The sequence below is a fragment of the Actinomycetospora sp. CA-084318 genome, assembly GCF_050955885.1.
Classification (GTDB): Bacteria; Actinomycetota; Actinomycetes; order Mycobacteriales; family Pseudonocardiaceae; genus Actinomycetospora.
Map to the genome: position 1 here is coordinate 1787232 of NZ_CP192098.1, position 24531 is coordinate 1811762.

27 protein-coding genes are annotated in these 24531 nt (G+C 71.8%); 18 read left to right on the forward strand and 9 right to left on the reverse strand.

The annotated features are described in order from the left end of the window. Window positions 1-45 precede the first annotated feature (45 nt). Window positions 46-1713, forward strand: a complete 1668-nt coding sequence (locus tag ACQPYX_RS08760) for an AMP-binding protein (protein ID WP_433802509.1) — start codon at window positions 46-48, stop codon at window positions 1711-1713. Between the two features lie 3 nt (window positions 1714-1716). Then, complete coding sequence (locus tag ACQPYX_RS08765; protein WP_433802510.1) at window positions 1717-2733, forward strand: LLM class F420-dependent oxidoreductase; 1017 nt, start codon at window positions 1717-1719, stop codon at window positions 2731-2733. A gap of 65 nt (window positions 2734-2798) precedes the next feature. Here the strand turns inward: ACQPYX_RS08765 and ACQPYX_RS08770 are convergent, their stop codons facing one another. Next, on the reverse strand, window positions 2799-3419 hold the full coding sequence (locus ACQPYX_RS08770; protein WP_433802511.1) for a TetR/AcrR family transcriptional regulator: 621 nt from the start codon (window positions 3417-3419) through the stop codon (window positions 2799-2801). 110 nt (window positions 3420-3529) lie between these two features. Between ACQPYX_RS08770 and ACQPYX_RS08775 the strand changes: the two genes are divergently transcribed. Both ACQPYX_RS08775 and ACQPYX_RS08780 read left to right on the forward strand, forming a co-directional pair. After that, on the forward strand, window positions 3530-4090 hold the full coding sequence (locus tag ACQPYX_RS08775; protein WP_433802512.1) for a DUF308 domain-containing protein: 561 nt from the start codon (window positions 3530-3532) through the stop codon (window positions 4088-4090). Between the two features lie 58 nt (window positions 4091-4148). After that, on the forward strand, window positions 4149-4640 hold the full coding sequence (locus tag ACQPYX_RS08780) for a DUF4262 domain-containing protein (protein ID WP_433802513.1): 492 nt from the start codon (window positions 4149-4151) through the stop codon (window positions 4638-4640). Here ACQPYX_RS08780 and ACQPYX_RS08785 read toward each other — a convergent pair. Next, the gene (locus tag ACQPYX_RS08785) at window positions 4601-5266 is read right to left on the reverse strand and encodes an ATP-binding protein (RefSeq protein ID WP_433802514.1); all 666 of its coding nucleotides are present in this window, start codon (window positions 5264-5266) and stop codon (window positions 4601-4603) included. The two genes, ACQPYX_RS08780 and ACQPYX_RS08785, sit on opposite strands and share 40 nt — an antisense overlap. Window positions 5267-5366: 100 nt before the next feature. Here ACQPYX_RS08785 and ACQPYX_RS08790 point away from each other — a divergent pair, with 100 nt between their 5' ends. The 3 genes from ACQPYX_RS08790 (at window position 5367) to ACQPYX_RS08800 (ending at window position 7443) form a co-directional block, all read left to right on the forward strand. Beyond that, window positions 5367-5663, forward strand: coding sequence for a WhiB family transcriptional regulator (locus ACQPYX_RS08790; protein WP_433802515.1), 297 nt, complete (start codon window positions 5367-5369; stop codon window positions 5661-5663). 44 nt (window positions 5664-5707) lie between these two features. Further along, entirely contained in the window at window positions 5708-5941 is a 234-nt protein-coding gene (locus tag ACQPYX_RS08795; protein ID WP_433802516.1) for a PASTA domain-containing protein, read from the forward strand. A 101-nt stretch (window positions 5942-6042) separates the two neighbouring features. Continuing rightward, on the forward strand, window positions 6043-7443 hold the full coding sequence (locus ACQPYX_RS08800) for an FAD-dependent monooxygenase (protein ID WP_433802517.1): 1401 nt from the start codon (window positions 6043-6045) through the stop codon (window positions 7441-7443). Window position 7444: 1 nt separating this feature from the next. Here ACQPYX_RS08800 and ACQPYX_RS08805 read toward each other — a convergent pair whose 3' ends face one another. Next, window positions 7445-8359: an SEC-C domain-containing protein gene (locus ACQPYX_RS08805; protein WP_433802518.1), complete on the reverse strand. Its 915-nt coding sequence runs from the start codon at window positions 8357-8359 to the stop codon at window positions 7445-7447. Window positions 8360-8539: 180 nt separating this feature from the next. Continuing rightward, the gene (locus tag ACQPYX_RS08810) at window positions 8540-8947 is read right to left on the reverse strand and encodes a DUF6069 family protein (RefSeq protein ID WP_433802519.1); all 408 of its coding nucleotides are present in this window, start codon (window positions 8945-8947) and stop codon (window positions 8540-8542) included. A gap of 133 nt (window positions 8948-9080) precedes the next feature. On the opposite strand from ACQPYX_RS08810, the gene ACQPYX_RS08815 reads away from it, so the two are divergent. From ACQPYX_RS08815 to ACQPYX_RS08825, 3 genes are read left to right on the forward strand one after another with little or no spacing between them, the layout of a single operon-like run. Then, window positions 9081-9788, forward strand: a complete 708-nt coding sequence (locus ACQPYX_RS08815; protein WP_433802520.1) for a DUF4253 domain-containing protein — start codon at window positions 9081-9083, stop codon at window positions 9786-9788. Between the two features lie 50 nt (window positions 9789-9838). After that, complete coding sequence (locus ACQPYX_RS08820) at window positions 9839-14236, forward strand: DUF6531 domain-containing protein (protein WP_433802521.1); 4398 nt, start codon at window positions 9839-9841, stop codon at window positions 14234-14236. 43 nt (window positions 14237-14279) lie between these two features. Continuing rightward, window positions 14280-14630, forward strand: coding sequence for a hypothetical protein (locus ACQPYX_RS08825; protein ID WP_433802522.1), 351 nt, complete (start codon window positions 14280-14282; stop codon window positions 14628-14630). Window positions 14631-14794: 164 nt separating this feature from the next. Here ACQPYX_RS08825 and ACQPYX_RS08830 read toward each other — a convergent pair whose 3' ends face one another. After that, entirely contained in the window at window positions 14795-15886 is a 1092-nt protein-coding gene (locus tag ACQPYX_RS08830) for a hypothetical protein (protein WP_433802523.1), read from the reverse strand. 62 nt (window positions 15887-15948) lie between these two features. Here ACQPYX_RS08830 and ACQPYX_RS08835 point away from each other — a divergent pair, with 62 nt between their 5' ends. Continuing rightward, window positions 15949-16527: a TetR/AcrR family transcriptional regulator gene (locus tag ACQPYX_RS08835; RefSeq protein ID WP_433802524.1), complete on the forward strand. Its 579-nt coding sequence runs from the start codon at window positions 15949-15951 to the stop codon at window positions 16525-16527. On the opposite strand, the gene ACQPYX_RS08840 is transcribed toward ACQPYX_RS08835, so the two are convergent. Continuing rightward, window positions 16524-16787, reverse strand: coding sequence for a helix-turn-helix domain-containing protein (locus ACQPYX_RS08840; protein ID WP_433802525.1), 264 nt, complete (start codon window positions 16785-16787; stop codon window positions 16524-16526). The genes ACQPYX_RS08835 and ACQPYX_RS08840 overlap by 4 nt on opposite strands. Before the next feature lie 50 nt (window positions 16788-16837). Between ACQPYX_RS08840 and map the strand changes: the two genes are divergently transcribed. Then, window positions 16838-17608: a type I methionyl aminopeptidase gene (gene map, locus ACQPYX_RS08845; RefSeq protein WP_433802526.1), complete on the forward strand. Its 771-nt coding sequence runs from the start codon at window positions 16838-16840 to the stop codon at window positions 17606-17608. Here the strand turns inward: map and ACQPYX_RS08850 are convergent, their stop codons facing one another. Further along, complete coding sequence (locus tag ACQPYX_RS08850; protein WP_433802527.1) at window positions 17609-18283, reverse strand: 2OG-Fe(II) oxygenase; 675 nt, start codon at window positions 18281-18283, stop codon at window positions 17609-17611. Window positions 18284-18340: 57 nt separating this feature from the next. Between ACQPYX_RS08850 and ACQPYX_RS08855 the strand changes: the two genes are divergently transcribed. The 4 genes from ACQPYX_RS08855 to ACQPYX_RS08870 all read left to right on the forward strand — a co-directional run bounded on the left by ACQPYX_RS08855 (window position 18341) and on the right by ACQPYX_RS08870 (window position 21034). Further along, window positions 18341-19078 carry a tetratricopeptide repeat protein gene (locus ACQPYX_RS08855; protein WP_433802528.1) on the forward strand — a complete coding sequence of 246 codons (738 nt, stop codon included), beginning with the start codon at window positions 18341-18343 and terminating at the stop codon, window positions 19076-19078. Between the two features lie 29 nt (window positions 19079-19107). Next, window positions 19108-19893, forward strand: a complete 786-nt coding sequence (locus ACQPYX_RS08860; protein WP_433802529.1) for a class I SAM-dependent methyltransferase — start codon at window positions 19108-19110, stop codon at window positions 19891-19893. A gap of 65 nt (window positions 19894-19958) precedes the next feature. Then, window positions 19959-20393 carry a VOC family protein gene (locus ACQPYX_RS08865; RefSeq protein WP_433802530.1) on the forward strand — a complete coding sequence of 145 codons (435 nt, stop codon included), beginning with the start codon at window positions 19959-19961 and terminating at the stop codon, window positions 20391-20393. After that, the gene (locus ACQPYX_RS08870; protein WP_433802531.1) at window positions 20393-21034 is read left to right on the forward strand and encodes a winged helix-turn-helix transcriptional regulator; all 642 of its coding nucleotides are present in this window, start codon (window positions 20393-20395) and stop codon (window positions 21032-21034) included. Before ACQPYX_RS08865 ends, ACQPYX_RS08870 begins: the two co-directional genes overlap by 1 nt. Before the next feature lie 96 nt (window positions 21035-21130). On the opposite strand, the gene ACQPYX_RS08875 is transcribed toward ACQPYX_RS08870, so the two are convergent. After that, a complete protein-coding gene (locus tag ACQPYX_RS08875; RefSeq protein WP_433802532.1) occupies window positions 21131-21523 on the reverse strand; it encodes a hypothetical protein in 393 nt (130 codons plus the stop codon). Beyond that, entirely contained in the window at window positions 21495-21899 is a 405-nt protein-coding gene (locus tag ACQPYX_RS08880; protein WP_433802533.1) for a hypothetical protein, read from the reverse strand. The genes ACQPYX_RS08875 and ACQPYX_RS08880 overlap by 29 nt, the downstream gene beginning before the upstream one ends. Window positions 21900-22644: 745 nt before the next feature. Here ACQPYX_RS08880 and ltrA point away from each other — a divergent pair. Together ltrA and ACQPYX_RS08890 are read left to right on the forward strand one after the other, a co-directional pair. After that, a complete protein-coding gene (ltrA, locus tag ACQPYX_RS08885; protein WP_433798656.1) occupies window positions 22645-23907 on the forward strand; it encodes a group II intron reverse transcriptase/maturase in 1263 nt (420 codons plus the stop codon). Window positions 23908-24041: 134 nt separating this feature from the next. Continuing rightward, the gene (locus tag ACQPYX_RS08890; protein WP_433802534.1) at window positions 24042-24515 is read left to right on the forward strand and encodes a DUF4262 domain-containing protein; all 474 of its coding nucleotides are present in this window, start codon (window positions 24042-24044) and stop codon (window positions 24513-24515) included. Window positions 24516-24531 lie beyond the last annotated feature (16 nt).

The window sequence follows — 24531 nt, forward strand, 5'->3', positions numbered from 1 at the left end:
CACTGGGAATGCTGCACGTCACATCGTCGCGGCAGGGAGGCCCGAGTGGACCTGGACGCCATCACGTTCGACGTCACGACGCTCCGGGGCCGTCGGGCCGTGCACCGGTGGGAACGAACCTCCGTCGGGGACGTCTTCGAGCGGCTGACCTGGAGCTACCCGGACCACGTCGCGATGGTCGGTCGCCCCGGTGCCTACGCCGACGAACGCTTCGCCGCCGTGACCTACCGCGAGGCCGACCGCACGGCCAACCGGGTGGCCAACGCCCTGATCGATCGCGGCCTCGAGCCCGGCGCGCGGGTGCTGTTGTTCTGCGAGAACTCGGTCGAGGCCTACCTCGCGAAGATCGGCATCGCGAAGGCCGGCCTCGTCGCGATGCCGCTCAACCCGAACCTCGCGCCCGACGTCGTCGAGCACCTCATCGCGCACGCTGAGCCCGGGTTCGCGATCGTCGACGCCGAGACGTGGCCGAGGGCGGCCGACGCCTTCGCGCGTGCCGGCCTCGCGCCCGGCGTCACGATCGGCATCGGCGGCGGGCCGGTCGAGGGAAGTCAGGACTTCACGGCCTTCGTCGACGCCGCGGCGAGCGACGCCGAGCCCGACGTCGAGATCCACGGTGACGACATCTGGGAGATGCTGTTCACCTCGGGGACGACCGCCATGCCCAAGGGCGTGATGATCTCCCACTCGGCCAGCCACTACGCGGCGCTGAACTTCGCCCTCTCGCTGACCCGCGGGTCCGGGCTGGAGAACGAGGTCCGGGTCGGGACCTACCTGCCGATGATCTATCACGTCGGCGAGCTGATCTTCGCGCTCGCGGCGTTCGTCGCCGGAGGCACGCTCGTGCTCGGCCGTCGTCCGGTCCCGGCCGACGTGGCCGCGGCGGTCGAGGAGGAGCGGATCACCGCGCTGTGGGCCGGGTCGCCGCAGTTCGTCACCGCGTTGACCAAGGAGTTCGAGGGGCGCGACGTCTCCTGCCTCGACGTCCTGGTCTACGGCTGGGGCGCGCTGCCGCCGGAGGTCTACGACCGGCTGATGGAGCGGGCCGGCGATCCCGTCGTGCTCGGCATCTTCGGACAGACCGAGGCCATCGCCTGCTACCGCTTCTGGCCCCGCCGCTGGCCCGAGACCTACGCGGCCACGGCCCCCGTCGTGAACTACGTCGGCCTGCCGAGCCCGCTGCTCGCCTCCGACGTGTTCGACGACGACGGGATCTCGCTGCGCGACCGCCCGGGCGTGCCGGGGGAGGTGGTCTACCGGACCCCGACCGTCACCGCCGGCTACTACAAGAACGAGGCGGCGACGCGCGAGGCGTTCCGCACCGGCTGGTTCCACTCCGGCGACAGTGCCGCCTTCGACGACGCCGGCCTGCGCGTCGTCGTCGACCGGATCAAGGACATCGTCAAGACCGGCGGGGAGAACGTCTCGAGCCTGCGGGTCGAGGCGGCGCTGTACGCGCATCCGGCCGTCGAGCGCGTGGCCGTGGTCGGGCTCCCGCACGAGCGGTGGGGCGAGGCGGTCACGGCCGTCGTCGTGGCGCGCTCCGAGGTGCCGGCCGAGGAGCTCATCGCCCACGCGCGCGAGCGGCTCGGCGGCTACGAGACGCCGAAGGCGGTCGTGTTCACCGACGAGCTGCCGGAGACGGTCGGCGGGAAGATCCTCAAGTACAAGCTCCGCGCGCGGTACGCCGACCTGTTCTCCGCGACGGTCTGAGCGGTGCGGATCGGGGTCAACGTCGGGCACTTCGCGGGCGCTCCGCCGGCGTCGCTGGCGGCCCGGCTTCGGGAGATCGACGAGCTCGGGTTCGCGTCGGTGTGGTTCGCCGAGGCGTACGGATCCGACGTGTTCACCCCGCTCGCGTTCGCGGCGGCCCTGACGTCGCGGGTGCGCCTCGGGACCGCGGTGGCGCAGGTGCCCGCCCGGACACCGGCCGCGACCGCGATGGCTGCGATGACGCTGGACCACCTCTCCGGTGGCCGAGTGGTGCTGGGTATCGGGGCGTCGGGACCGCAGGTGTCCGAGGGCTGGCACGGCGTGCCCTACGCGCGCCCGCTCGCGCGGACCCGCGAGTACGTGTCGGTGGTGCGGCAGGTGCTCGCCCGCGAGGCGCCGGTCCGGAACGACGGGCCGTACTTCCCGCTGCCGTCACCCGGCTCCGAGCTGGGGAAACCGCTGCGCTCGTCGTTGCACCCGTACCGGGCGGGGTTGCCGGTGGTGCTCGGTGCGGAGGGTCCGCGCAACGTCGCGCTGTCGGCCGAGATCGCCGACGGCTGGCTCGCGATGTTCTTCGCGCCGGCGTTCGACGCCGTGTACCGCTCCGCGCTGGCGGAGGGCTTCGCACGGCGCCCGGGCGGTCGTCCGGAGGGCTTCGAGGTGATCGCGACGGTGCCCGTGGTGCTCGACGACGACGTCGAGCGCGCCGCCGACCGGCTCCGCCCCGAGCTCGCGCTCTACATGGGCGGCATGGGTGCGCGCGGCGCGAACTTCCACCACGACGTCTTCGTCCGCATGGGCCACGGCGCCGTCGCCGAGCGGGTGCAGGAGCTCTACCTCGAGCGGCGCAAGGACGAGGCGGCCGCAGCGATCCCGACGGAGCTCGTCGACGAGGTCTCGCTGATCGGGCCGGTCTCCCGTGTCCGCCGGGAACTCGACCGCTGGGAGTCGACGGTGGTCGACGAGATCGCGGTGCAGGGCCTGCCCGACGACCTGGCCGCCGTGGCTCGCCTGCTCTGACCCTCTTCCAGTGCAAGCAATGCGTCACTGCTTGCATCCAGTGCGAGGAAAGCCCACATCGTCGATCAGCTGGGCAGGTGCGGCCGGGTCCCCGGCGAGTGCACGACGGTGATCAGCCCCTCGACACCTCGGCGGAAGGTGTCGCCGATGTCGTCGGTCGCGTCGATCGCCGCCGCGCTCATGGCGCCGTCACGCAGCATGAGGAAGTGCCGGGCGGCGCGGCCGGGTCGGGCGCCGGGGCCCTCGTCGCGGTAGACCGAGGTGAACATCTCCTCGAGGGCGCCCACGAACCAGGTCCGGTGGGCCACGACCGCTTGGTGCACCGGGTCCGCCGGGTCGGGGAACTCGGCGACCGCCCGGAGGAAGGCGCACCCACGGAACCCCGGGCGGGCGAGGTCGTCGTCGATCGAGGCGGCGATGGCCCGCAGTGCGTCGCCCGCCGTCGCGGTGCTCCCGGCCGCCGCCCGCACGCCGTCGCGCACCTGCTCGTCCGCGCCCCGCAGGTAGGCCAGGACGAGGTCCTCCTTCGACGGGAAGTGCCGGTAGAAGGTCGCCCGGGTGACGCGGGCCTCCGACACGAGCCGGTCGACGCCGACCGCCCGGATGCCCTCGCCGTAGAAGAGCTCGCCCGCGGTGCCGAGCAGGCGCTCCCGGGCCTCGGAGCGCGTCGATCGGTCCGTCGACATGCTCCGACGCTAGCAGAAAGAACGATCGGTCTTGACGATGGCGTCGTCGCGCGTGCAGGCTCTCGTTCGGTAGGGAGAACGGTCTTTCTGTCTGTGACTCGAGGAGTGCCATGTCCGCCGCACCCACGCTGGCCGCCGCCCGTCCGACCTCGGGCGGACGTGATCAGGTGCCCCTGCTGCTCGCGAGGGTCGTCGCCGCCGTGGTGTGGGCGGTGACCGTCATGGCCGTCGCGCCCGGGATCGGTCCGGTCCTGGCGGTGCTGGTGGCGCTCTATCCGCTCGCCGACGTCGTCCTCGTGGGGCTGGACGCGCGCCGGGCCGCGGCATCGGCCCGTGTCGGTCTGCTGGCCAACGCCGCACTCAGCGCGCTCGCTGCCGTGGCGCTCGCGGTGGCGGCGACCCGGGACCTGCCGAGCGTGCTGCTGGTCTGGGGAGTCTGGGCCGTGGTCGCGGGCCTCGGGCAGTGCGTCGTCGCGCTGTCCCGACGACGGGTCCGCCGCGGCCAGTGGCCGCTGGTCGTCAGCGGCGGGTTGTCCTGCGTGGTCGGGGTCGCCTTCGTCGTCATGGCCGCCGGTCCGGCTCCGAGCCTGGCCCCGGTGGCCGGATACGCGCTGGCCGGCGCCGCGTTCGCCCTCGTCGGCCTGGTGCGTCTGCGGGGTGTCCACGCCTGACGGGTCGGGCGGACCGTGACTGTCGGACCCCTGGTGCATGATCCGAACATGAGTTCGAATGACGGAGGATGCGATGTGCGGGATGTGCGACGGGGCGACCAGGGGCGCGGAGCTGGCGAAGATGATGGACCTGGTCGACCGGTACGGCTGGGCGATCCAGTTCGTCGAGGGTGAGAAGGCCCGGGCGAAGTGGGCCTACACCGTCGGTCTGGCGCGGCACGGGCTGCCGGAGCTGGTGGTGACGGGGCTGCGTCCGGAGCGGGCGGGTCTCCTGCTGAACGACACGGCGCACGGGGTGCTGTGCCACGACGAGCGGTGGGAGCCCGGGCAGCGGTTCCGGACGGCCGACCGTCTCCGGATCGAGATCGTCGGGCTGCCCCACCCCGAGGCACACCTGGGGACCGTGGTCGCGCTGTTCCCGGAGCGACCGCTGCAGGCGCTGCAACTCGTCTGGTGCGACGGTCGGGGGCGCTGGCCCTGGAACCCGCGCTTCAACGGCGGGATCGGTGGTCAGCCCGTGCTCGGCCCCCGGAGTCGGAGGGCGACGTAGCGGAACCCGTCGTGGTCGTAGGGATCACCGACGACGACGTCGACCGGGTGCGCGAATCCCGGGCCGTCGGTCACGAAGGTGTGGAACTCGCCGTTCTCGCCGCACGGGTCCACGCCCGGCGGGAGGTCGGCCAGGAGGTGCTCGTCCCACGTGCGGCCGACGATCTCCGGCGGCGCCTGGGCGGGGTCGACGCACACCACCACCGCGCGCAGACCGGCGTCGAGCATCTGCCGGGCGAGGTCGTCGGTGGCGCGGCCCCAGAGCGGGAAGTGGGGAAACAGGCCGGTGCCGGCGAGCGAGCGCTCGCGGTAGGCCCGGACGTCGGCGAGGAAGAGGTCGCCGTAGACCACCTCGTCGACGCCGTCCGCGCGCAGGGCGTCGAACGCGGCGCCGGTGCGCTCCTCGTAGACCTCGTTCGGGCACGGCCACGGCAGGTCGACGGTTCGCAGGGGCAGTCCGAGGGAAGCCGCCTGGGCACGGAGACAGGCGAGGGGCACCCGGCTCATCGCCACCACGTCGTCCGTGACCGTGGTGAGCAGGCCGCCGACGTCGCGATCGGTACGCACCTCGCTCAGCGCACGGGCGGCGTCCTTGCCGCACGACCAGCTCACGAAGGGTCCCGGCACGCCTCCACCGTAGGGGGCGAAATAGGTCTCGACGCGACGGTTGGGGCCTCTACCCCGGGGTAGCCTCAGGTACTACGACGTCCTGTAGGAGGTGCTCGTCGTGGCTGATGTATCCCGCCTGCCCGCGGCGTTGGTCGACCACTGGGACTGGCAACGGCACGCCGCGTGTCGGGGCATGAACCAGGAGATGTTCTTCCACCCCGACGGTGAGCGCGACCCGTCGCGCAGCCGCCGTGTCGCCGACGCCCGCGCCGTCTGCACCACCTGCCCCGTGCTCGAGCAGTGCCGCAGCTGGGCGCACGCGGTGCAGGAGCCGTACGGCATCTGGGGTGGCGAGAGCGAGGACGAGCGACGGGCCGCGCTCCGTCGCGAACGGTCCACGCACCCGGCCGCCTGATGCCGGCCCATCCCACCCCCATCGACGACACCGGGAGGTCGCCCATGTCCGACGACACCGCCACCACGCCGTCCCGTCCTGCTGCCCGGGTGCCCGAGCTGACGGGCGTCCCGGTGTCCGAGGCGCACGACCGTGCCCTCGACGCGGGGCTGCTCGCCGTGCCGGAGAACGCGTTCCACACCGGGGCGGGCCGCGCTCACGTGGGCCGGCAGGACCCCGAGCCCGGCACGTCCGTCGAGACGGGCTCGATCGTGCGGATCTGGATCAGCTCCGACTGAGCCGGTTCGGGAAGACACCCTGACCGACCCTTCCGCCACCTCAAGGTATAGCGGGCGGGGGGACTTGCCACAAGACCGCCCCTCGGCCGCAGACTCCGCCCGTGATCGACGTGCTCGTCGTCGGCGGTGGACCGACCGGAACGATGCTGGCGGCGGAACTGCGGCTGCACGGGGTGCAGGTCGTCGTCCTGGAGAAGCGCGCCATCGCCACCTGGCGCGCGGGTGCGCTGGGGCTGCACGTGCGCAGCGTCGAGATCCTCGACCAGCGCGGCCTGCTCGACCGCTTCGCCGCCGAGGCCACCCGCTTCAGCGTCGGGGGACCGTTCGCCGGGGTCCCGCTCCCGTGGCCCGAGGACCTCGACACCGCGCACCCCTACGGCCTCGCGATCCCGCAGGAGCGGATCGAGCGGCTGCTCACCGGGCACGCCCTCGACCTCGGCGCCGAGATCCGGCGCGGCGTCGAGCTCACGGCCCTGGACCAGGACGGCGACGGCGTCACGGCCATGCTCGCCGACGGCTCCACCCTGCGCGCCCGCTACCTCGTCGGGACCGACGGCGGGCGCAGCACCGTGCGGACGGCCCTCCGCATCGGCTTCCACGGTGAACCGTCCACGGCCGACACGTACCTGGCCGACGTCGAGCTCACCGAGGACCCGACGCCCGTCGTCGCCGAGCTCCGGAGGACGCACCTGCGCTTCGGCGTCGTGCCCCTGGAGGGCGGGGTCCACCGCGTGATCCTGCCGGCCGCCACGGTCTCCGACAGCGGTCCGCAGCCGACCTTCGAGGAGTTCCGCGACCGGCTCCGCGCCTTCGCCGGCACCGATCTCGGCACACACTCCCCACGCGGGGTGTCCCGCTTCGGCACCGGCGACCGGCTCGCCGACACCTACCGCGTCGGCCGCGTGTTCCTCGCCGGCGACGCCGCGCACGTCCACCCGCCCACGGGCGGGCAGGGCCTGAACCTCGGCGTACAGGACGCGGTCAACCTGGGCTGGAAGCTCGCCGCCGCCGTCGACGGATGGGCGCCGCACGGGCTCCTCGACACCTACGAGGCGGAGCGTCGCGCGGTCGCCGAGGGCGTCGTCGTGAGTTGCCGGGCGATGGTCGCGCTCCTGCGCGAGGACCCGCAGACGGCGGCGCTGCGGACGCTGCTCACCGAGGTCGGGCAGCTTCCCGGCGTCAGCCGGCACCTGACCGATCGGATCGCCGCGACCGGCGTCCGATACGACCTCGGCTCCGACGACGACCGCGTCGGTCGCCGCATGCCCGACGTCCCCGTCGGTGACGGTCGGCTGTACCACGACCTGCACCAGGGCCGCGGGCTGCTGCTCGACCGGACCGGCCTCTCCGTCGGCGCCTGGTCCGGGCGCGTGGTCCACCTTCCCGACGACGGGTCACGGGGCGCGTCGCTGCTGCTGCGGCCCGACGGCCATGTCGCGTGGATCGGTGCCGACCAGCGGGACCTCGACGTCCACCTCGCCCGGTGGTTCGGGGCCCCGTGAGTCAGGCGCGTCCGCGGGGCAGGCAGCACTTCTTGTACTTGGCGCCCGAGCCGCACCAGCACGGCTCGTTCCGCCCCGGAGGCCACTCGAGTTCCGGACCCGGCGGCGGCGCGGCGTCCTCGTCGTCACCGAGCAGCGCGGTCAGCAGCTCGGGCGTGCCGACCTCCACGAGCGGCAGGTCGCCCGGGTCGCTCGCCTGGAGGTCGCGCTCGATCATCGCGCGGTGCTCGTCCCAGGTCGCGCCGAGCTCGTCGGCGGCGTCGGGCTGCGCCTCGAGCAGCGTCGCGAAGGCCTTCTCGGGCCAGAAGACGTAGTCGGGGTTCTCGTCGTCGAGCTGTTCGGCGATCCGGTCGATCTCGTCGTAGGGCAGCCCGAGGTCCCGGCGGACGTGGAAGCGTCGGAGCGCCAGCACGTTCTCGATGTTCCGGATCTCGTCGGCCTCGCGACCCGGGCCCGCCCGCTCGACGATCTCCGCGGCGGTGGTCAGCGCGGTCGTCAACCACTCCTCGGCGAGCTCGCCGCGACCGTTCTCGACGAGGGCCTCGGTGACGTACAGGCTCGCCATCTCGTCCCGGGTCAGCTGCGGGCGCAGGGCGTGCAGCTCCCGCATGCCCTCGTCCTCCCGCCCGAAGCGCAGGAGCAGTTCGGCGTGCCGCGCGCGGGTCCAGTTCTCGTCGTCCAACCCCTGCGTCGCCTCGACCGAACGCTCCGAGAGCGTGAGCGCCAGGTCGCCGTCGTGCAGGCCCTCCGCGAGGTCGGCCGCCAGTCCGAGCGCGTACGACGCGAGGTCCGGAGCGGCGAGCCGGTCCTCGTCGACCGCGGCGACCAGCTGGTCGATGTAGGGCCGAGGGTCGTCGGAGGCGATCGCGTCGGAGGAGATGCCGGTGAGGTCGTCCTCGGTCAGGGCAGCAGCCACGCGCGGAACGCTAGGGGGTCGACCAGGCAGCCGGCGGACCACCCCGCGGCGCGGTAGGACCCCGGGTCCGACCCCGTAGACAGATGATCATGTCGAGCGCGACGGAGTGGATCGTCGCGCTCGACATGATCATCTGCCTACGTCCCCGAGCCGGGACCCGACTCGTCGTCGGGAAGGGCCTCACGCGGCCAGACGCCGGGCGATCACCGGGATGACGATCGCGGCCGCGACCAGGTGGGTCACCATCAGCAGCAGCCGGGTGGAGATCGCCGCGTCGGCGATGACGTCCGGCACCAGGGACAGCGCGGTCAGCACCACGGTGGTGCGCACGAACGCGGTTCGCGGGCTGCGCGCCGTGCGCGCCAGGACCAGCGCGAGCACCAGGCCGATCACGGAGAAGATCGCGGTCAGCGAGGCGAAGCCGGGCACCGGGATCGGGGCCCCGCTGACGTCGAGGCTGATCCCGACGACGAGGCCCGCGGCGGCGACCGCGGAGGTCGCGAGCGACGCGACGACGGTGGCGGCGAGCCCGCCCAGGACCAGGGACGACGTGCGGGTGGTGGCGGCGGGAGCGGTGAGGACGGACATGGTGGCCTCCGTGGGCTGGTGACCGGCCCGGTGCCGGTCTCTCACCTCTGCGTCGAACCAGGTCGACGTCCTTCGACAGGGACCTGGAAAAAAAGTTGGAACCGGTTCCGGCGCGGGCGGAGTCCGAGCGGGTGTGAGCCTCTCTGACACCGCGCCCGGGATCGTCGAGATCCACGAAACGCCGGACCCGTCCCTGTATGCCCGCCTCCTCGGCGACGTCGGGCGGTCGAGCCGCTGCCCGGTGCTCCTCGGCTTCCGCGCCGTGGAGAGTGCCGGCGGGATGCCGGTGCCCGACGACCCGTGGGCGGCGGTCGAGCAGACCGACGCCCACGCGGTGCTCGAGCGGTGGTGGCCCGGCCCGTGCACCGCGGGCTGCCGCTGCCTCGATCCGTGGATCGACCGGTTCCCGCCGCGTCCCGGGCCGGCGCTCGACCGCTCGCCGGAGTCGGCCACCCTGGCCGCGGCGGTCGACTTCGCGCGGGACATCGGCCCGTACTCCGACCTCGCGGTCGTCGACGCCAGACGCCCCGCGGACATCCCGCTCGCGGTGCGCTGGTCCGGGGCCGGCAACTATGCCGACCACGACCTGGTCGGCCTCACCGCCGTGCTCCGCAGCTGGGAGGAGCGCTTCGGCGCGACGCTCGTCCGGCTCGACGGCTCCACGTTGACGCTCACCGTGGCGTTCCCGCCCGAGACGGCGGTGGAGGCCGAGGCCGTCGCTGCCGAGCACTTCGCGTTCTGCCCCGACCAGCACGACCCGCAGAACGGCACGGTGCACACCCCGAGGAGCTACGCGGCGACCCTCCGCGGCGCCTGGACCTGGCGCTTCTGGTGGGACTGACTTTCTCCAAACCGCACCCACGGCGCCGACGACCTCCCTACCGTCCCGGCGTGGAGGGGGTGGTCGAGGTGCCCATGCCGGGTGATGCGGGGGCGGTCGAGGCCGGGGCGTCGCAGCTGACGTCGACGGCCGAGCAGTTCACCAGCGCCGGTGAGGGCATCCGGGCCGCAGGCGGTGGGCTCGGCAGCGCCTGGACCGGAGGGGCGGCGACGGCCGCGACGGGACAGATCTCCGAGATCGGCGCACGGGCCGCCATCGGTGCGGACGTCTCGCGGTTGGCCGGGCAGGCGCTGACCACCTACGCGACGGAGCTGCGGTCGGCGCAGGAGATGTTCGCCGAGGGGGAGCGGCTGGTCGCCGAGGGACAGGCCGAGCTCGCGGCGGCCACGGCGACGATGCAGACCGTGTCGGCCGGGCCGCCGTCGGCGCAGCAGGACGCCGCGATGTCCGGTGCGCAGGCCGCGATCGACGCGGCGAACGCCAAGATCGCGCAGGGCGAGCAGCTCAAGACGCAGGGCATCCAGCGCGAGCAGCAGGCCAACCAGGCCGCGACCGCGCAGGTGCAGAGCGCCCAGGCCCAGTTGGCGGGAATGACGGCGCCGGTTCCCGGCGCGGCCGGTGGGGCACCGGGAGGCGGGACGGCGGGCGCTCCCGGTGCCCCGCTCGGAGCGCCACCGCAGTTCGCCGCGGCCCCTCCGGCGCCGGCCCCGCAGGAGGAGTCCGGCTTCTCGTGGGGCGACCTCGGGCACGCCGCGCTCGACGTCGCGGGCCTCGTGCCGGTGGTCGGCGAGGTGGCCGACGGCGCCAACGCGGCCTGGTACGCCGCGGAGGGCGACTACCTCAACGCGGGACTCTCGGCGGCGGCCATGGTGCCCTTCGCCGGCTGGGCGGCCACCGGCATCAAGGGCGGCCTCAAGGCCGGGGAGGCCATCGGGGGTCTCGCGCGGGCGGGCGACGCCGCCGCGCCCGTCGTCGGGGACGCGGCCGCGGCGGTGCGGACGGCGGAGGTCCCGCCGCAGACCGTGGCGCCGGCCGGGCAGGCGGCGCGGCAGGGCGGACCGGAGTCGCCGGCCGTCGCAGAGACGAAGGTCTCGAACGACGAGCCGGTGGACCTGGCGTCGGGCCTCCTCTTCCAGACCGAGCTCGACATCGACCTCCCGGGTGTGCTGCCGCTGGTCCTCGAGCGGACGCACGTCTCGAACTACCGCGCCGGCCGGTTCTTCGGGCCGTCCTGGGCGTCGACGCTGGACCAGCGGCTGGAGATCGGGGTGGACGCGGTCTGGTTCGCCCGCGCCGACGCGCACGTCCTCGAGTTCCCGACGCCGGGTGTGGTCCCGGTGGCCTCGACGCACACGCCGCGGTGGACAGCACGTGACGAGGACGGCGTGGTCCTGCTCGACGACCTCGATCGCGGACACACGCTGCGGTTCACCGGCAAGGGCGAGACGCGGTGGCTGACCGAGATCACCGACCGCGCGGGGCACGAGATCACGATCGAACGGCTCGCCGACGGCATGCCGGTCGAGGTGCGGGCCTCCGGGAGCTACCGCGTCCGGGTCGACTCGGCGCTCGACCGGATCGTCGGCCTCGACCTGCTCGACGCCGGACCTGACGGTGAACCGTCGGCGCTCGTCCGCTTCGGCTACACCGCGGGCAACCTCACCGCGATCGTCAACTCGTCGAACCTGCCGTTCCGCTACGGCTACGACGAGCGGGGCCGCATCACCGGCTGGGTCGACCGGATCGGCACGTGGTTCCGGCACGAGTACGACGAGCAGGACCGGGTGGTGCGCCAGACCGGCGCGGCCGGGGTGCTGTCGTGCGACCTGGAGTACGCGGGCGCCGTGGTCGAGATGACCGACGCCCTCGGCTACCGCTCGCACTACGTCCACGACGACGTGCGACGCGTGGTGCGTGCGGTCGATCCCACCGGCGCCGCACGTCGCTGGACCTGGGGTCACGGTGGCCAGGTCACGTCGAGGACCGATCCGCTCGGCCGCCGGACGACGTTCGAGTACGACGACGCCGGCGCGCTGGTCGAGGTCGTGCGCCCCGACGGGACGTCGACGACGATCGAGCGCGACGTCCGTGGGCTGCCGATGCGGGTCGTCGAGCCGGACGGGGCCGTGTGGCGGTACACCTACGACGAGCGGGGTCTGCGGACGGGGGTGGTCGACCCGGAAGGGGCGCGCACCTCGTTCACGTACGACTCCGCCGGCCATCTGTCGTCCGTCACCGACCCGCTCGGCCACCGCACGCTGGTGCGTTGCGACGCGGCGGGGTTGCCGGTGGAGATGACCGACCCGCTCGGCGCGACGACCCGGTTCGAGCGCGACGCCTTCGGCCGGGTCGTGGCGGAGGTCGATGCTCTCGGGCAGCGGACCGGGTACGGCTGGACGCTCGAGGGCCTGCCGGCGTCCACGACGAGCCCGGACGGCCGGACCGCGCGCACGGTCTACGACGGCGAGCGCAACGTCGTCGAGTCCGTCGACCCCGCCGGGCACGTGACGCGGTTCGAGCGCGCGCACTTCGAGGTGCCCGCCGCACGCGTCGATCCCGACGGGTCGCGCACCGAGTTCGTCTGGGACGCGCAGGTGCAGCTGGTCGAGGTGCGGAACCCGCAGGGCCTGAGCTGGTCGTACACGCGGGACGAGGCCGGGCGGGTGGTCGCGGAGACCGACTTCGACGGGCGTCGTCGTACCTACCGGCTCGACGTCGCGGGGCGGGTCGTCGAGCGCCGCAACGCCCTCGGGCAGACGGTCGAGACCGCGTACGACCTGCTCGGACGGGTCACCGAGCAGCGCGCCGGTGGGGTGCTGACGACGTTCGACCACGACCCGGCCGGCCGACTGATCCGGGCCACCACACCCGAGGTGGACCTGGTGCTGGAGCGCGACGTGTGCGGTCGGGTCGTGCGGGAGGCGGTCAACGGGCGGGCCGTCACGTCGTCGTTCGATGCGTCCGGACGACGGGTGCGGCGCGAGACGCCGACCGGTCAGGTCAGCGAGTGGACGTTCGACGCCGCGTCCCGGGTGGCGTCGTTGCACGCCGGGGTCTATGTCGCGTTCGAGCACGACGAGCTCGGGCGGGAGACCCGTCGTGGTGCCGGCGTGGCGTCGGTGGACTCCGAGTGGGGGCCGCAGGGGCTCAGCGCCGTGTCGGCCGGTCCGGTGCGGCGGCGCTACCGGTACCGCGACGACGGCTACCTGGCGGCGGTCACCGGCACGGGAGCGCGGACGTTCGACCTGGACGCGCTCGGACACGTGACGGCGGTGGCGGGGGAGGGCTGGACCGAGCGGTACGCCTACGACGCGGCGGGCAACCAGACCGCCGCGCAGTGGCCCGGTGAGCCGGAGTCCGCGGGGCGCCGGGAGTACCGGGGCACGCTGCTCGTCCGCGCTGGCCGAATGACGTACGCCCACGACGCCGAGGGCCGCGTCGTGCGCCGGACCCGCGGGCGGCTGTCGGGGCGGGCCGAGTCGTGGCACTACGAGTGGGACCCGGACGATCGCCTCGTCGGGGTGGTCACCGCGGACGGTGCCCGCTGGCGCTACGTCTACGACGCCCTCGGCCGCCGCGTCTCGAAGATCGGCCCCGACCGTCAGGTCGACTTCGCGTGGGACGGGTCGACGCTCGTCGAGGAGGTCGCCCACGGGCCCGACGGAGTCTCCTCGACCACCTGGGACCACACCGGCCTGCGCCCGGTCTGCCAGCGGGAACGGGTCCGCCGTGCGGGTCAGCGGGAGATCGACGAACGGTTCTATGCGATCGTCACCGACCTCGTCGGGGCTCCGACCGAGCTACTCGCCCTCGACGGCACGGTGGCGGGCTCCGCCTCGCGGACCTTGTGGGGCCGCACGACCTGGGCGGGCGTGTCGACGCCGTTGCTCTTCCCCGGGCAGTATCACGACCCCGAGAGCGGCTTCGCCTACAACGTCCACCGCCACTACGACCCCGACACCGCCCGCTACGCGAGCCTCGACCCACTCGGCCTCGCGCCCGCCCCGAACCCGAGCACCTACGTCCACAACCCGCACACCTGGCTCGACCCGCTCGGGTTGTCGGGCTGCAAGAACGCTGCCACCACTGGTCCGGCACCCGACCAAGAATTCGCAAGTCGACGAGCCGCCCTCCGTGCAGCGAAAGACGCTGCCGGTGTGCCGCGATCAGCTCAACCGGAGGCCACGCGCATGGTTCCCTACCGAGGTCAGGACGTGGCCGGCAACCCGGTACGAGACAAGTACGGCGCCCAGGCCAACTACCACGAGTTCGACTACCGGACTCATCAGGGCGACGCGGTAACAATTCGTGACCACTACCGTGGACACGGCGGGTACAAGGAGGGCGTGGGCGACAAGCCCCCGCATTTCAACGTCGTCGAAGAGAAGGCCAAGGGAGGATCTGGTCCCGTTGACGGAGTCGCAGAGCACCACATCTACCCGCGGTAACGGTGAGAGCCAGTGGACGACCTTGCTATCGAACGACCGTCCCGTGCGCATGCTCTTCGGTGCCCATGTTCCCGAGCTGCAGGATGTGGTTGTCCGAGGCGTCGAACTTGAGACGCGCGGTGCAGGGCCCCGAGCACTGGTGACGATCGAGTTCTTCGACCTTCCCGTCAAGCTGCCCGCCAAGTGGGAGAGCGCGTTGACCGGCCTGATGAGGATGACGTTCGATGGCGTGTCGTCGTTCGCCCTATCCGGCTGGCCCTCGGACGACCGGTCCGCGCTGCACTTCGCGACCTCTTCAGCGGGCGTCGAGGCGAGCTTCTTAGGGGCATTGACCAACATGAGCGTTATTGGAGAAAGCCTGTCGGTGGACCGCCTTCAGGGACTCCGCGGCTGAATCGCGTGCGTCTATCGCTGGTTCCTCTCCCCAAGATCACGACGAGCCGAGCGATGTGCTCGCCCAGCGAGCACATCGCTCGGCACGTTGAGATCTTGAAGCGAGAGGGCGTCAAGGAGCGGCCAACACCCTGTCCGGACACGGTGCCAACTCTCGGAGTCGCTCTACCAGCTCACCGGCAACGCCAGCGGCCCATGATCGACGAAGCCTCGGAACCAGGGGATCGACGCCACCGGGACGTCGAGCCGCAAGCCCGGCAGCCGTCGCGCGAGTACCGGCAGCACCGCACACAACTGCGCCCGCGCCAGCGCGGCACCGAGGCAGTAGTGCGGACCGTGCCCGAAGCCGAGGTGAGTGGCCGTCCGGGCCGGATCGTGGTTCGCCGCCTCCAGCGACACGAGCACCATCGAGCCCGCCGCGATCTCCACGCCGCCCAGCACGAGGTCGGTCACGGCGAAGCGCGGGAACGGCTCCACGCCGGCCTGCCGGATCACGTCCTCCACGACCGCCGACACGTCCGCGGTCGCCAACGCGGCGAAGCGACCAGACGACACCGACCGCACCACTGCCTGCACCAGCGCGTTCCGCACCGTCAGCGCGCCCGCAGCCACGAGCACCTGCACCAGCGCGACCAGTTCCTCGTCAGAGAGCCGCCCGTCCGCCGTGTCGCGCACCGCGATGAGGTCGCCGAGCAGGTCGTCCGAAGGTACGGCCCGCCGCTCCGTGACCAGCGACTCGACGAAGGCTCCCAGCGAGTCCCACGCAGGCGCGGCGTCCGCTGTCATCGGATCGACCGCGAGCGCCGCGTCGACGAGCACCCGGAACTCGTCAAGCCGGGAGATACCGACCAGGTCCCCGATCACCGCGATCGGCAGCGGAGCGGCGAGCACGTCGACCAGGTCCACGGGCGGCCCGGCCTCCACCACCCGGTCCACGTACGACGACGCCAGCGCGTCCAGCCGCCCCCGCATCTCCGCGATCCGCGCCGGGCGGAAGGCGCCGGCCACCAGGCGACGCAGCCGGGCGTGTGCCGGACCGTCCTGGAACAACGACGCCCGCACGTCCACCTCGACCCCCGGCGGCGTGACGCTCAGCCGCGGGTCGGACAGTGCGCTCACGGCCAGATCGGCCGAGGTCACGAGCCATGCCGGCCCCGCGACGGTCTTCACCCGCGCGACCGGACTCTCCCGACGCAATGCGTCGTGGGCGGGCGGGGGAGTGATCGGGTCGGGTCTCGGCAGCGGGAGCTCCAGCACGGCGTCCTCCTTCACGTTGCAGTTGCAACGTAAAGCAGATGACAGTGCAGGTGCAACGTGAAATGCTGCGGATCGTGCCGAAGAAGGTCGACCCGCACGAGCGCCGCACCCTGCTCGCCGACGCCCTGATGCGCGTCGCGGCGCGGCGCGGGCTGACCGACGTCAGCCTCCGGCACGTCGCGGCCGAGGCGGGCGTCACCGCCGGGATGGTGCAGCACTACTTCCGCACCAAGGACGAGATGATGGTCTTCGCGCTCGGGGCGGTCCGTGACCGCGTCGAGCAGCGGCTGGCCGCCGACCCGGCGATGCAGGGCTCTTCCCGACGACGAGTCGCGGCGCTGCTCGAGCAGCTCCTCCCGCTCGACGACGAGCGCACGCTCGAGGCCCACGTCGGCCTCGCGTTCCAGGCCTGGGCCGCCGTCAAGCCGGAGATCGCCGCCGATCTGCGGGCCGACACCGAGGGCATGCGGCACGGTCTCGCGCAGTGGATCGCGAGCGCCGGGAAGGTCGACGATCCGCGGCGTGCGGCTACGGCCCTGTTGTCACTGGTCGAGGGACTGGCCCTGCACGTGCTCGGGCAGCACCTCACCGCCGACGAGGCGCGCGCGACCCTGCACGCCCAGCTCGACCTGGTGTTCTAGGCGGATCGCGCGACCGACGCCGGACGGCACGCCGCCACCAGCTCGTCCAATGGCAGCGACAGCTCCGTCGCGAGCGCGGCGACCGTGAAGAACGCGGGCGTCGGCACCCGACCCGACTCGATCTTCCGCAGCGTCTCGACCGGCATCCCGACCGCCGCGGCCACGTCGGTCATCGACCGCGAACCTCGAGCGCCACGCAGGATCTCGCCCAGGCGGGCCCCTCGTTCACGCTCGTCGGGGGTCAGCGGCACGCGCACCATGACCGTGATACTAATACCGGGATAGTTATCCCACGCGGTCGGAGCGGGACATGATCGAGATCAAGAACCGGCACGAGATCGAGCTGATGCGCGAGGCGGGCCGGATCACGGCGCAGGCACTCGAGGCGGCGCGTGCCGCCGCGCGACCAGGGGTCACGCCGAAGGAGCTCGACGACGTGGCCGCCGAGGTCATCGCGCGAGCGGGCGCCGAGCCACTCTTCCTCAACTACCGTCCGAGCTCGGCGTCCACGCCGTTCCCTGCCGTCAGCTGCATCAGCGTCAACGACGCGATCGTCCACGGCATCCCGAGCTCCGACCCGCTGCAGCCCGGCGACCTCGTCAGCATCGACTGCGGCGCCCGCCTGCACGGCTGGAGCGGGGACGCGGCGATCAGCTTCGTCGTCGGCGACGCTCCCGATGCCAAGGACCAGCACCTCATCGACATCACGACGGAGGCCCTCCAGGCCGGCATCTACGCCGCTCGCCCCGGCAACAAGATCGGGGACATCGCGCACGCGATCGGCGCGGTCGCGCGCGCCGCGGGCTACGGGCTGATGGAGGGCCACGGCGGGCACGGCATCGGCCGCGAGATGCACGAGGCGCCGCACGTGCCGAACGAGGGGCGCCCGAACCGCGGCTACCGGCTGCGTTCGGGCCTCGTGCTCGCGATCGAGCCGATGCTCATCGCGGGCGGCACCGACGAGTACCGCGAGGACGACGACGGGTGGACGCTGCGCTCCCTCGACGGCACCCGCGCCGCGCACGTCGAGCACACCGTCGCGATCACCGCGGACGGGCCGCAGGTGCTCACCCGGCTCTGATCATGCGGCGTCGTGGAAGATCACCCCGAGCACGTGCCGCGACCCGCTGTGCACCGTCGACACCCCGTGCCGCATCTGCACGCGGTGGTGGCCCCGGGCGCCCCGGCGCGGGCGGTGGTGTACCGGGAACACGACCGCGTCGCCCAGGCCGGGGCGCACCACGCTCGCCCGCGACTGCTGCCGCGGACGCTGCTCGACGAAGACGCTCTCGCCGCCGGTGAAGTCGACGTCCGGCTCGCTCAGCATGACGAGGACCTGCAGCGGGAAGACGAGGTCGCCGTACAGGTCCTGGTGCAGGCAGTTGTAGCCGGTCGGCCCGTAGCGCAGCAGCAACGGGGTCGGCTTCGTCTGCCCGGCCGCCGCGCACTGCGCGCGGTACTCCGCGTGCGTCGCCGGATACCCGGGCTCGTCCAGGACGTCGGCCCACCGGTTCGCGACCGCCGCGAGCCGCGGGTACAGCCCGGTCCGCAGGTCGGCGACCACGTCGGGCAGCTGGTCGGCGAAGTACCGGTACCGGCCCTCGCCGAAGGCGTGGCGAGCCATGACGACGGTCGACCGGAAGCGGGCGTCGTCGTCGAACATCGCGGCGAGCTCGCGGCACGTGCCCGGGTCGAGGAGGCCGGGCAGCCGGGCGAAGCCGTCGGACTCGAGGGCGTCGAGCGGATCGTGGGTCACGTCCGCAGGAACCCCACGCCGGGCCGCCGCGTTGCAGTCGCGCCCTAGGCTGCCCGCGTGGCCGTCGACGACGAGCAGTTCGAGGCGGCCGTCGCGGCCGATCGCGAGGGACGTCCCGACGAGGCGTACCGCCTGCTCGAGCAGGTCCTGGCCCGTCGTCGGGACGAACTGGGGCCGGACCACGAGGACACGCTGGCGGCGGCCGACCGCTTCGCCGGGCTCGTCGCCGAGCTCGGCGACGCCGACTTCGCCCTCGCCGTCGACCGCGACACCCTGGCGCGGCGGGTCCGGCTGCACGGCGTCGACGACCCGCGCACCCTGACGACGGCGAGCAGCCTCGCGGCGACGTTGGCGCACGTCGGGGAGCTGCAGGAGGCCCTACGGGTCTATGACGACGTCCATACCCGCCGTCGCGACGTGCTCGGGCCGGATGCGCCGGACACCCTCGACACGGGACGGAACATCGTCGCGCTCGGGGTTGCCGTCGGCGCGATCGATCTGGTGCGGGACCTCGCGCAGGAGTCGCTCGAGCGGCACCGTCGGGTGTTCGGCGAGGACGACGCGCGCACGATCGACGCCGCGCACCAGTTCGGCGCGGTGCTGCGTGGAGCGGGCGACGTCACCTGGGCGCGGTCGGTCGACGCGGAGGTCTTCGCGCGGGCGAACCGGGTGCTGGGGGAGCGGCACCCGTGGACGCTGCGCTCGGGCGGCGCGCTGGCCGTCGACGCCGAGCTGCTCGGCGACGCGGGCACGGCGACCGGATGGCGGCAGTGGTTGGCCGAGCGTCAGGGCTGAGCGGAGCCGTCGTCGGGAAGTCCCCGCGCATGACCGTGGAACTGCGGCAGGAACAGCGCACCATGCTGTGGACGCTGACGATGCACGCGCACGACGCCGCGTCGGCGCGCCCGATCCTGGGCGACCCGTACGCCGCCGAGCTGCTCGACCGCGTCGACGACCCGCCGGATCTCGGGCTGAGCCTGGGCGGCAACACCCCGTTGATCTGCGCGCGGGCGAAGCTGATCGACGACGTCGCGCGCGGCTGGCTCGCCCGGCACGACGAGGCGGTGGTGCTGCACCTGGGGTGCGGGCTCGACAGCCGGGTGCTGCGCCTCGACCCGGGGCCGGGCGTGCAGTGGTTCGACGTGGACCAGGAGCCGGTGATCGACCTGCGCCGTCGGCTCTACGACGAGCGCGAGGGCGCGACCGTGGTCGCCGGCGACGTCACCGACCCGTCGTTCTGGTCCCGCTTTACCGACGACCTCCCGCGTCTCGTCCTCGCCGAGGGCCTGCTGATGTACCTCGACCCGGCGGGCGTGCAGAGCGTGGTCGACGGGGCGCTGACGGGCGGCGCGACGCTCGTCGCGGACACGGTCGCGCCGTGGGTGACGTGGGTGGCGGGGCTGCAGCCGGCGATGCGCGCGGCCGACACGGGGTTCCGGTCCTCCACCGCGGACCTGGCGAAGGTCGCACCGCGCCTCGTCGACGAGCTATCCCTGGTCGACGCGACCGCCACCCGGACCGGCGGGCTGACCTCGACGGCCGTCCGGCTCTTCGCCCTGGTGCCTCATGCGCGCAACGCTATGGTCCTACAAACGTACGAGAGGGCTTGACGGAGCTACTTGTTTTTTGCAAGTCTTCTCCCTGTCAGCACACCGGCGATGCCAGGGAGCCCCCGATGACCTCGATGTTCGTCAACCTGCCCGTGACCGACCTCGACCGCTCGAAGGCCTTCTACGAGGCGCTCGGGTTCCGGATCAACCCGGCGTTCACCGACCACAACGCCGCGTGCGTCGTCGTGGAGGAGGACCACAACTTCTTCATGCTGCTGCTCCGCGACTTCTTCCAGACCTTCACCGACCGCCCCATCGGCGACCCCTCGAAGGACGTGCTGACCACCATCGGCCTGTTCCTCGACAGCCGGGAGGCGGTCGACGCCACCGTCGCGGCCGGCCTGGGGCTCGGCGGGCGCGAGGACCGTCCGGCGTCGGACTACGGCTTCATGTACCAGCGCCAGCTCACCGACCCCGACGGCAACGTCCTCGAGTTCGGCTGGATGGACCCGAAGGCCGCCGAGCAGGGGCCGCCGGCCGTCGCCGACCAGCAGGGCTGATGGCGCCACGCGAGTACGGGCAGTACGACGGGGTCACCCGGGCGATCGAGCTCGTCGGGGAGCGCTGGGCGCTGCTGATCGTGCGGGACCTCCTCGTCGGCCCTCGTCGCAACGGCGAGCTCGCCGCCGGCCTGCCGCGCATCCCGACCAACATCCTCGCGGCCCGGCTCAAGGAACTGCAGGCGGCCGGGATCATCCGCCGGGTGCCGCGTTCGCGGATCATCATCTATGAGCTGACGCCGTACGGCCGCGAGCTCGAGCCGATCGTGCTGGCCCTCTCGGCGTGGGGGTTCAAGGCGTTGGGGGAGCCGCGGGCGGAGCAGGTCATCACCCCGGACGCCCTCACGGTGGCGCTGCGGTCGGCCTTCCGGGCGCAGGTGGCGGCGTCGTTCCCGGCGACCGCGTACTCCGCGCACCTGGGGGCGGCCGAGCTGCTGATCCGGGTCGACGGGTCGTCGTTGGAGGTGGCGCGCGGCGACGGACCGGCTGATCTCTCCTTCGCGGCCGGCCCGGGGATCCGTCGCCTCATCACCGGTGAGCTCGCCCCGGACCGGGCGATCGCCGACGGTGTCGTCGAGGTCCTCCACGGCCCCGGTGCGTTGCTGGGTCGCTTCGCGGAGACGTTCCGCCTGGCGGCGTGATCTGCGTTCCCGACGACGGTCGGTGCCGGTTGCCGTGGCGAAGTGCTCCTGCGCATCCGAGTCGCCATGACTCGGATGCGCAGGCGTGCTCGTGTCTCAGCGCTCGGTCGGGAAGGGCGCCGACGACCACACCGGCCGATCGGCGTCTCCGAACCACGCCACGAGGGAGCCGTCCTCGACGTGCGCGTCGGGCAGCGACAACTCGGAACCGCTGCCGGGCCACGGCCGACCCGTGGCGGTCGAGACCACGTCCTGGAGGTGGCTCAGCACCGCTCGTGCGGCTGTCGCCACTCGCTCCGAGAAGGTCCGCCCGTCGGCGTCATCAAGGATGGCGGCCGCGCCGCTCCTGGTCGTGTCGCCGTCGGAGGCACGGAGCACCACGTCGGACCCGTCGGCCGACAGGTGGAACCCGGTGCCGGCGAGCTCGGGTGCGAGCTGGGCGCTCAGGAAGGCGGCCAGATCACGGGACGTGACACTGGTTCGGGACAAAGTAGTGCTCCTCTCCGGAGCGATCCGTGTGCCACGCCTCGATGGAGACGAAGGAGTTCGCCGGAAGATCTCGCGGGCTGATGCTCCCGTGCGGTTGGTAGCCCTGCTCCTTGTGGTCGACCCTACGGTTGTTGACCCACACGTCGACGACCCACGGTCCGTCGTTCAGCGCGGAGCTGTACATCGCGATGTTCCACGCGACGTACCTGGTGGCGCTCGTCCTGATGTTGATCTGCCCCGTGCCGCCCTTGAAACTGATGTCCGTGCACTGAGGTAGGACGCCGCGCGCTGTGTCGAAGGTCGACGCGGCTGCCGACCCAGGTGCGAGAAGGGCAGCGAGTGTTGCGAATAGGACAACGATGACTCGGAGATTCATGCAGGCCTCCGGGATGTCGTTCCTCAGGGGCTTGGAGTGGCTCGGAGGCCGATCGGTTCCAAGAATCTTCGCTTGACGTCGATCCCGAAGCGGAGGTGGCAACACCTGCGAGCGTTGGTTGTCAGGGGTCGGGTGCACGATGCGAACACATGTTCGAGTGTGCCACGCGCACAAGAAGGAGGCTCTGATGTAGGCGGAGTCCTGTTTCTTGTGTTGCTCCATCGGAGATGAAGGTTGTGGCCCTTCGGAGTCGACCTACGGGGGAGGCTCCAAACCGCCCACTGCTGCGTTAGCTGAAGACTGTCGTGGTGAGCGATGTGGGAAAAGGCACCGTGTGAGGTGTCAGGTGGGGATCGGGAAGACGCTGCGTCGTAGCCTGTGAAGTGTCGTAATTAGTGTGGATGGCATCAGAACCGGGACGTTCGAACAATCCTGGGATGAGGCTGGCGGGAGCCCGTTTATTGGCCAGTCGGTGCCCGGCATGTAGGCGGCGTGAGCCCGGTCTGCTGCTCCGGTGGGGAACGTGGGAAGGCGTGCACCGATACTGCCATCTCTGCGGTGGCGAGAGGGAGAATCCCGACCGACTGAAACCGGGAGGGACTGAGTACCGATGCGGTGGGCGCCGGCGGACCGACTCGTAGTAGCTGTGAATCTCCTGCTTGACGCGGTGGGAGTGGAGCGAAGGGGTCGGGCCATCTGTGGTTTGTTCGTTCGATCAACCGGAATCTAGCCGGGAGGAATCGCAGTGAGCGAACTGAAGTCCTCGGGCAAGTCGTTCGTCATTTCGAAGTGGGAGGTGCAACAGGCCTGGGAGCAGGTGCGATCCAATAAGGGTGCAGCGGGGGTGGATGGCTGCTCGGTCGAGGAGTTCGAGAAGGATCTGCGGGGAAACCTCTACAAGATCTGGAATCGGATGTCCTCGGGTAGCTATCTACCTTCGCCGGTGCTGGCGGTGGAAATCCCGAAAGCTCACGGCGACGGGACACGGGTCCTGGGTATTCCGACCGTGGCGGACCGGGTGGCGCAAACTGTGGTGGCACGGAGGCTGGAGAAGTCGGTCGAACCGATCTTCCACCCGGACTCCTACGGCTACCGCCCGCGCCGCTCGGCCCTCGATGCGGTCGAGACCTGCAGGAAGCGCTGCTGGAAGACCGACTGGGTGATCGATCTGGACATCCAGAAGTTCTTCGACAGCGTCCCGTGGGACCTCGTCATCAAGGCGGTCGAGGCGCACACCGACCAGCGATGGGTCGTCCTGTATGTCACGCGTTGGCTGCAAGCACCCATTCAGACTCGTGACGGTGACCTCGTCGCTCGCGACCGTGGAACGCCGCAAGGGTCGCCGGTGTCACCGGTGCTCGCGAACATGTTCCTGCACTACGCGTTCGACACGTGGATGGACCGGGCCTTTCCCGGTATCTCCTTCGAGCGCTACGTCGATGACGCGGTCGTGCACTGCACGAGCCGCGAGCAAGCCGAGACAATGGTCGCGGCGATCGGCGAGCGCATGGAACAGGTCGGGTTGCGTCTGCATCCCGACAAGACACGGATCGTTTACTGCCAGGACGGGAACCGGCGTCGCTCCGCGGAGCATACGTCGTTCACGTTCCTGGGGTTCACCTTCCGTCAACGCGAAGCCAAAGGTCGCGGCGGGCGGACCTTCTCTGGGTTCCTTCCCGCGATCAGCAAGGCTGCCCTCACACGGATCAGTGCGCAGGTGCGGTCCTGGCGACTGCACCGGCACATACGCCTGAGTTTCTCCGAACTCGCGCACTGGGTGAATCCGATGGTGCGAGGATGGATGCAGTACTACGGGGCGTTCTACCGCTCCGCGCTGTATGGCCTGTTCGCCCGCATCAACGCCTACCTGGTGCGATGGATCCGCAAGAAATACAAACGACTGCGAGCGCAGAAGGCGGCCGTCCGGTGCTGGCTGGGGATCATCGGAAGGTATCCCCGCCTGTTCGCGCACTGGAAATGGGTCGCCAGCGTTCCTCCGGCCCGATGAACAAGATGGCAAGAGCCCGGTGACAAGAGATTGTCACGCCGGGATCTGTGGGAGCCCGGGGGTGAGATTCCCCCGGGCCACCCGACTCGTGATGTTGGAGGCCGGCGATGTGCTGGATGTGCAGTGACCCGACGATGACCCGAGCCGACTACCTGGAGCGCATGGGGGACGTCGTCCGCGATGCGGGATTCGCCGTCCAGCACGTGCGTGGGGACCGCTTCCACCCGCCGTGGTGCTACACGGTCGGGCTGGCCCTGGTGGACCTGCCCGAACTCGTCGTCACCGGTATGGCTACAGCCCGCGTCGGCGCGCTTCTCGAGGATCTCGCGCATCACTACGTCGACCATGACGTACCCATGTGCGAGCCGGGGCAGCGGTTCACCCTGCGCGACGGTCTTGCGCTGGAGATCGTCGAACTACCGCATCCCGATGCCCATCTGGAAACCGCGCGGGCGCTGTTCGCGCCGCGACCGTTCCGGGCCTACCAGCTGGTCTGGCGAGACGACCGCGGTCGATGGCCCTGGGAGGCCGGGTTCCGGGGTCGCAGGGGCGGCCAGCCGGTCCTCGGGCCCCGTACCGACGCGCCTGGGATGGCGCCGACGTCATGAAGGGTTCGGTCAGCCA

Coding starts and splice junctions, on each gene's coding strand:
- ACQPYX_RS08770 (WP_433802511.1), bottom strand. CDS start 3,419: ATGTCGACGGACCGATCGACGCGCTCCGAGGCCCGGGAGCGCCTGCTC.
- ACQPYX_RS08775 (WP_433802512.1), top strand. CDS start 3,530: ATGTCCGCCGCACCCACGCTGGCCGCCGCCCGTCCGACCTCGGGCGGA.
- ACQPYX_RS08780 (WP_433802513.1), top strand. CDS start 4,149: ATGACGGAGGATGCGATGTGCGGGATGTGCGACGGGGCGACCAGGGGC.
- ACQPYX_RS08795 (WP_433802516.1), top strand. CDS start 5,708: ATGTCCGACGACACCGCCACCACGCCGTCCCGTCCTGCTGCCCGGGTG.
- ACQPYX_RS08810 (WP_433802519.1), bottom strand. CDS start 8,947: ATGTCCGTCCTCACCGCTCCCGCCGCCACCACCCGCACGTCGTCCCTG.
- ACQPYX_RS08835 (WP_433802524.1), top strand. CDS start 15,949: ATGCTGCGGATCGTGCCGAAGAAGGTCGACCCGCACGAGCGCCGCACC.
- ACQPYX_RS08840 (WP_433802525.1), bottom strand. CDS start 16,787: ATGGTGCGCGTGCCGCTGACCCCCGACGAGCGTGAACGAGGGGCCCGC.
- map (WP_433802526.1), top strand. CDS start 16,838: ATGATCGAGATCAAGAACCGGCACGAGATCGAGCTGATGCGCGAGGCG.
- ACQPYX_RS08860 (WP_433802529.1), top strand. CDS start 19,108: ATGACCGTGGAACTGCGGCAGGAACAGCGCACCATGCTGTGGACGCTG.
- ACQPYX_RS08865 (WP_433802530.1), top strand. CDS start 19,959: ATGACCTCGATGTTCGTCAACCTGCCCGTGACCGACCTCGACCGCTCG.
- ACQPYX_RS08870 (WP_433802531.1), top strand. CDS start 20,393: ATGGCGCCACGCGAGTACGGGCAGTACGACGGGGTCACCCGGGCGATC.
- ACQPYX_RS08880 (WP_433802533.1), bottom strand. CDS start 21,899: ATGAATCTCCGAGTCATCGTTGTCCTATTCGCAACACTCGCTGCCCTT.
- ACQPYX_RS08890 (WP_433802534.1), top strand. CDS start 24,042: ATGACCCGAGCCGACTACCTGGAGCGCATGGGGGACGTCGTCCGCGAT.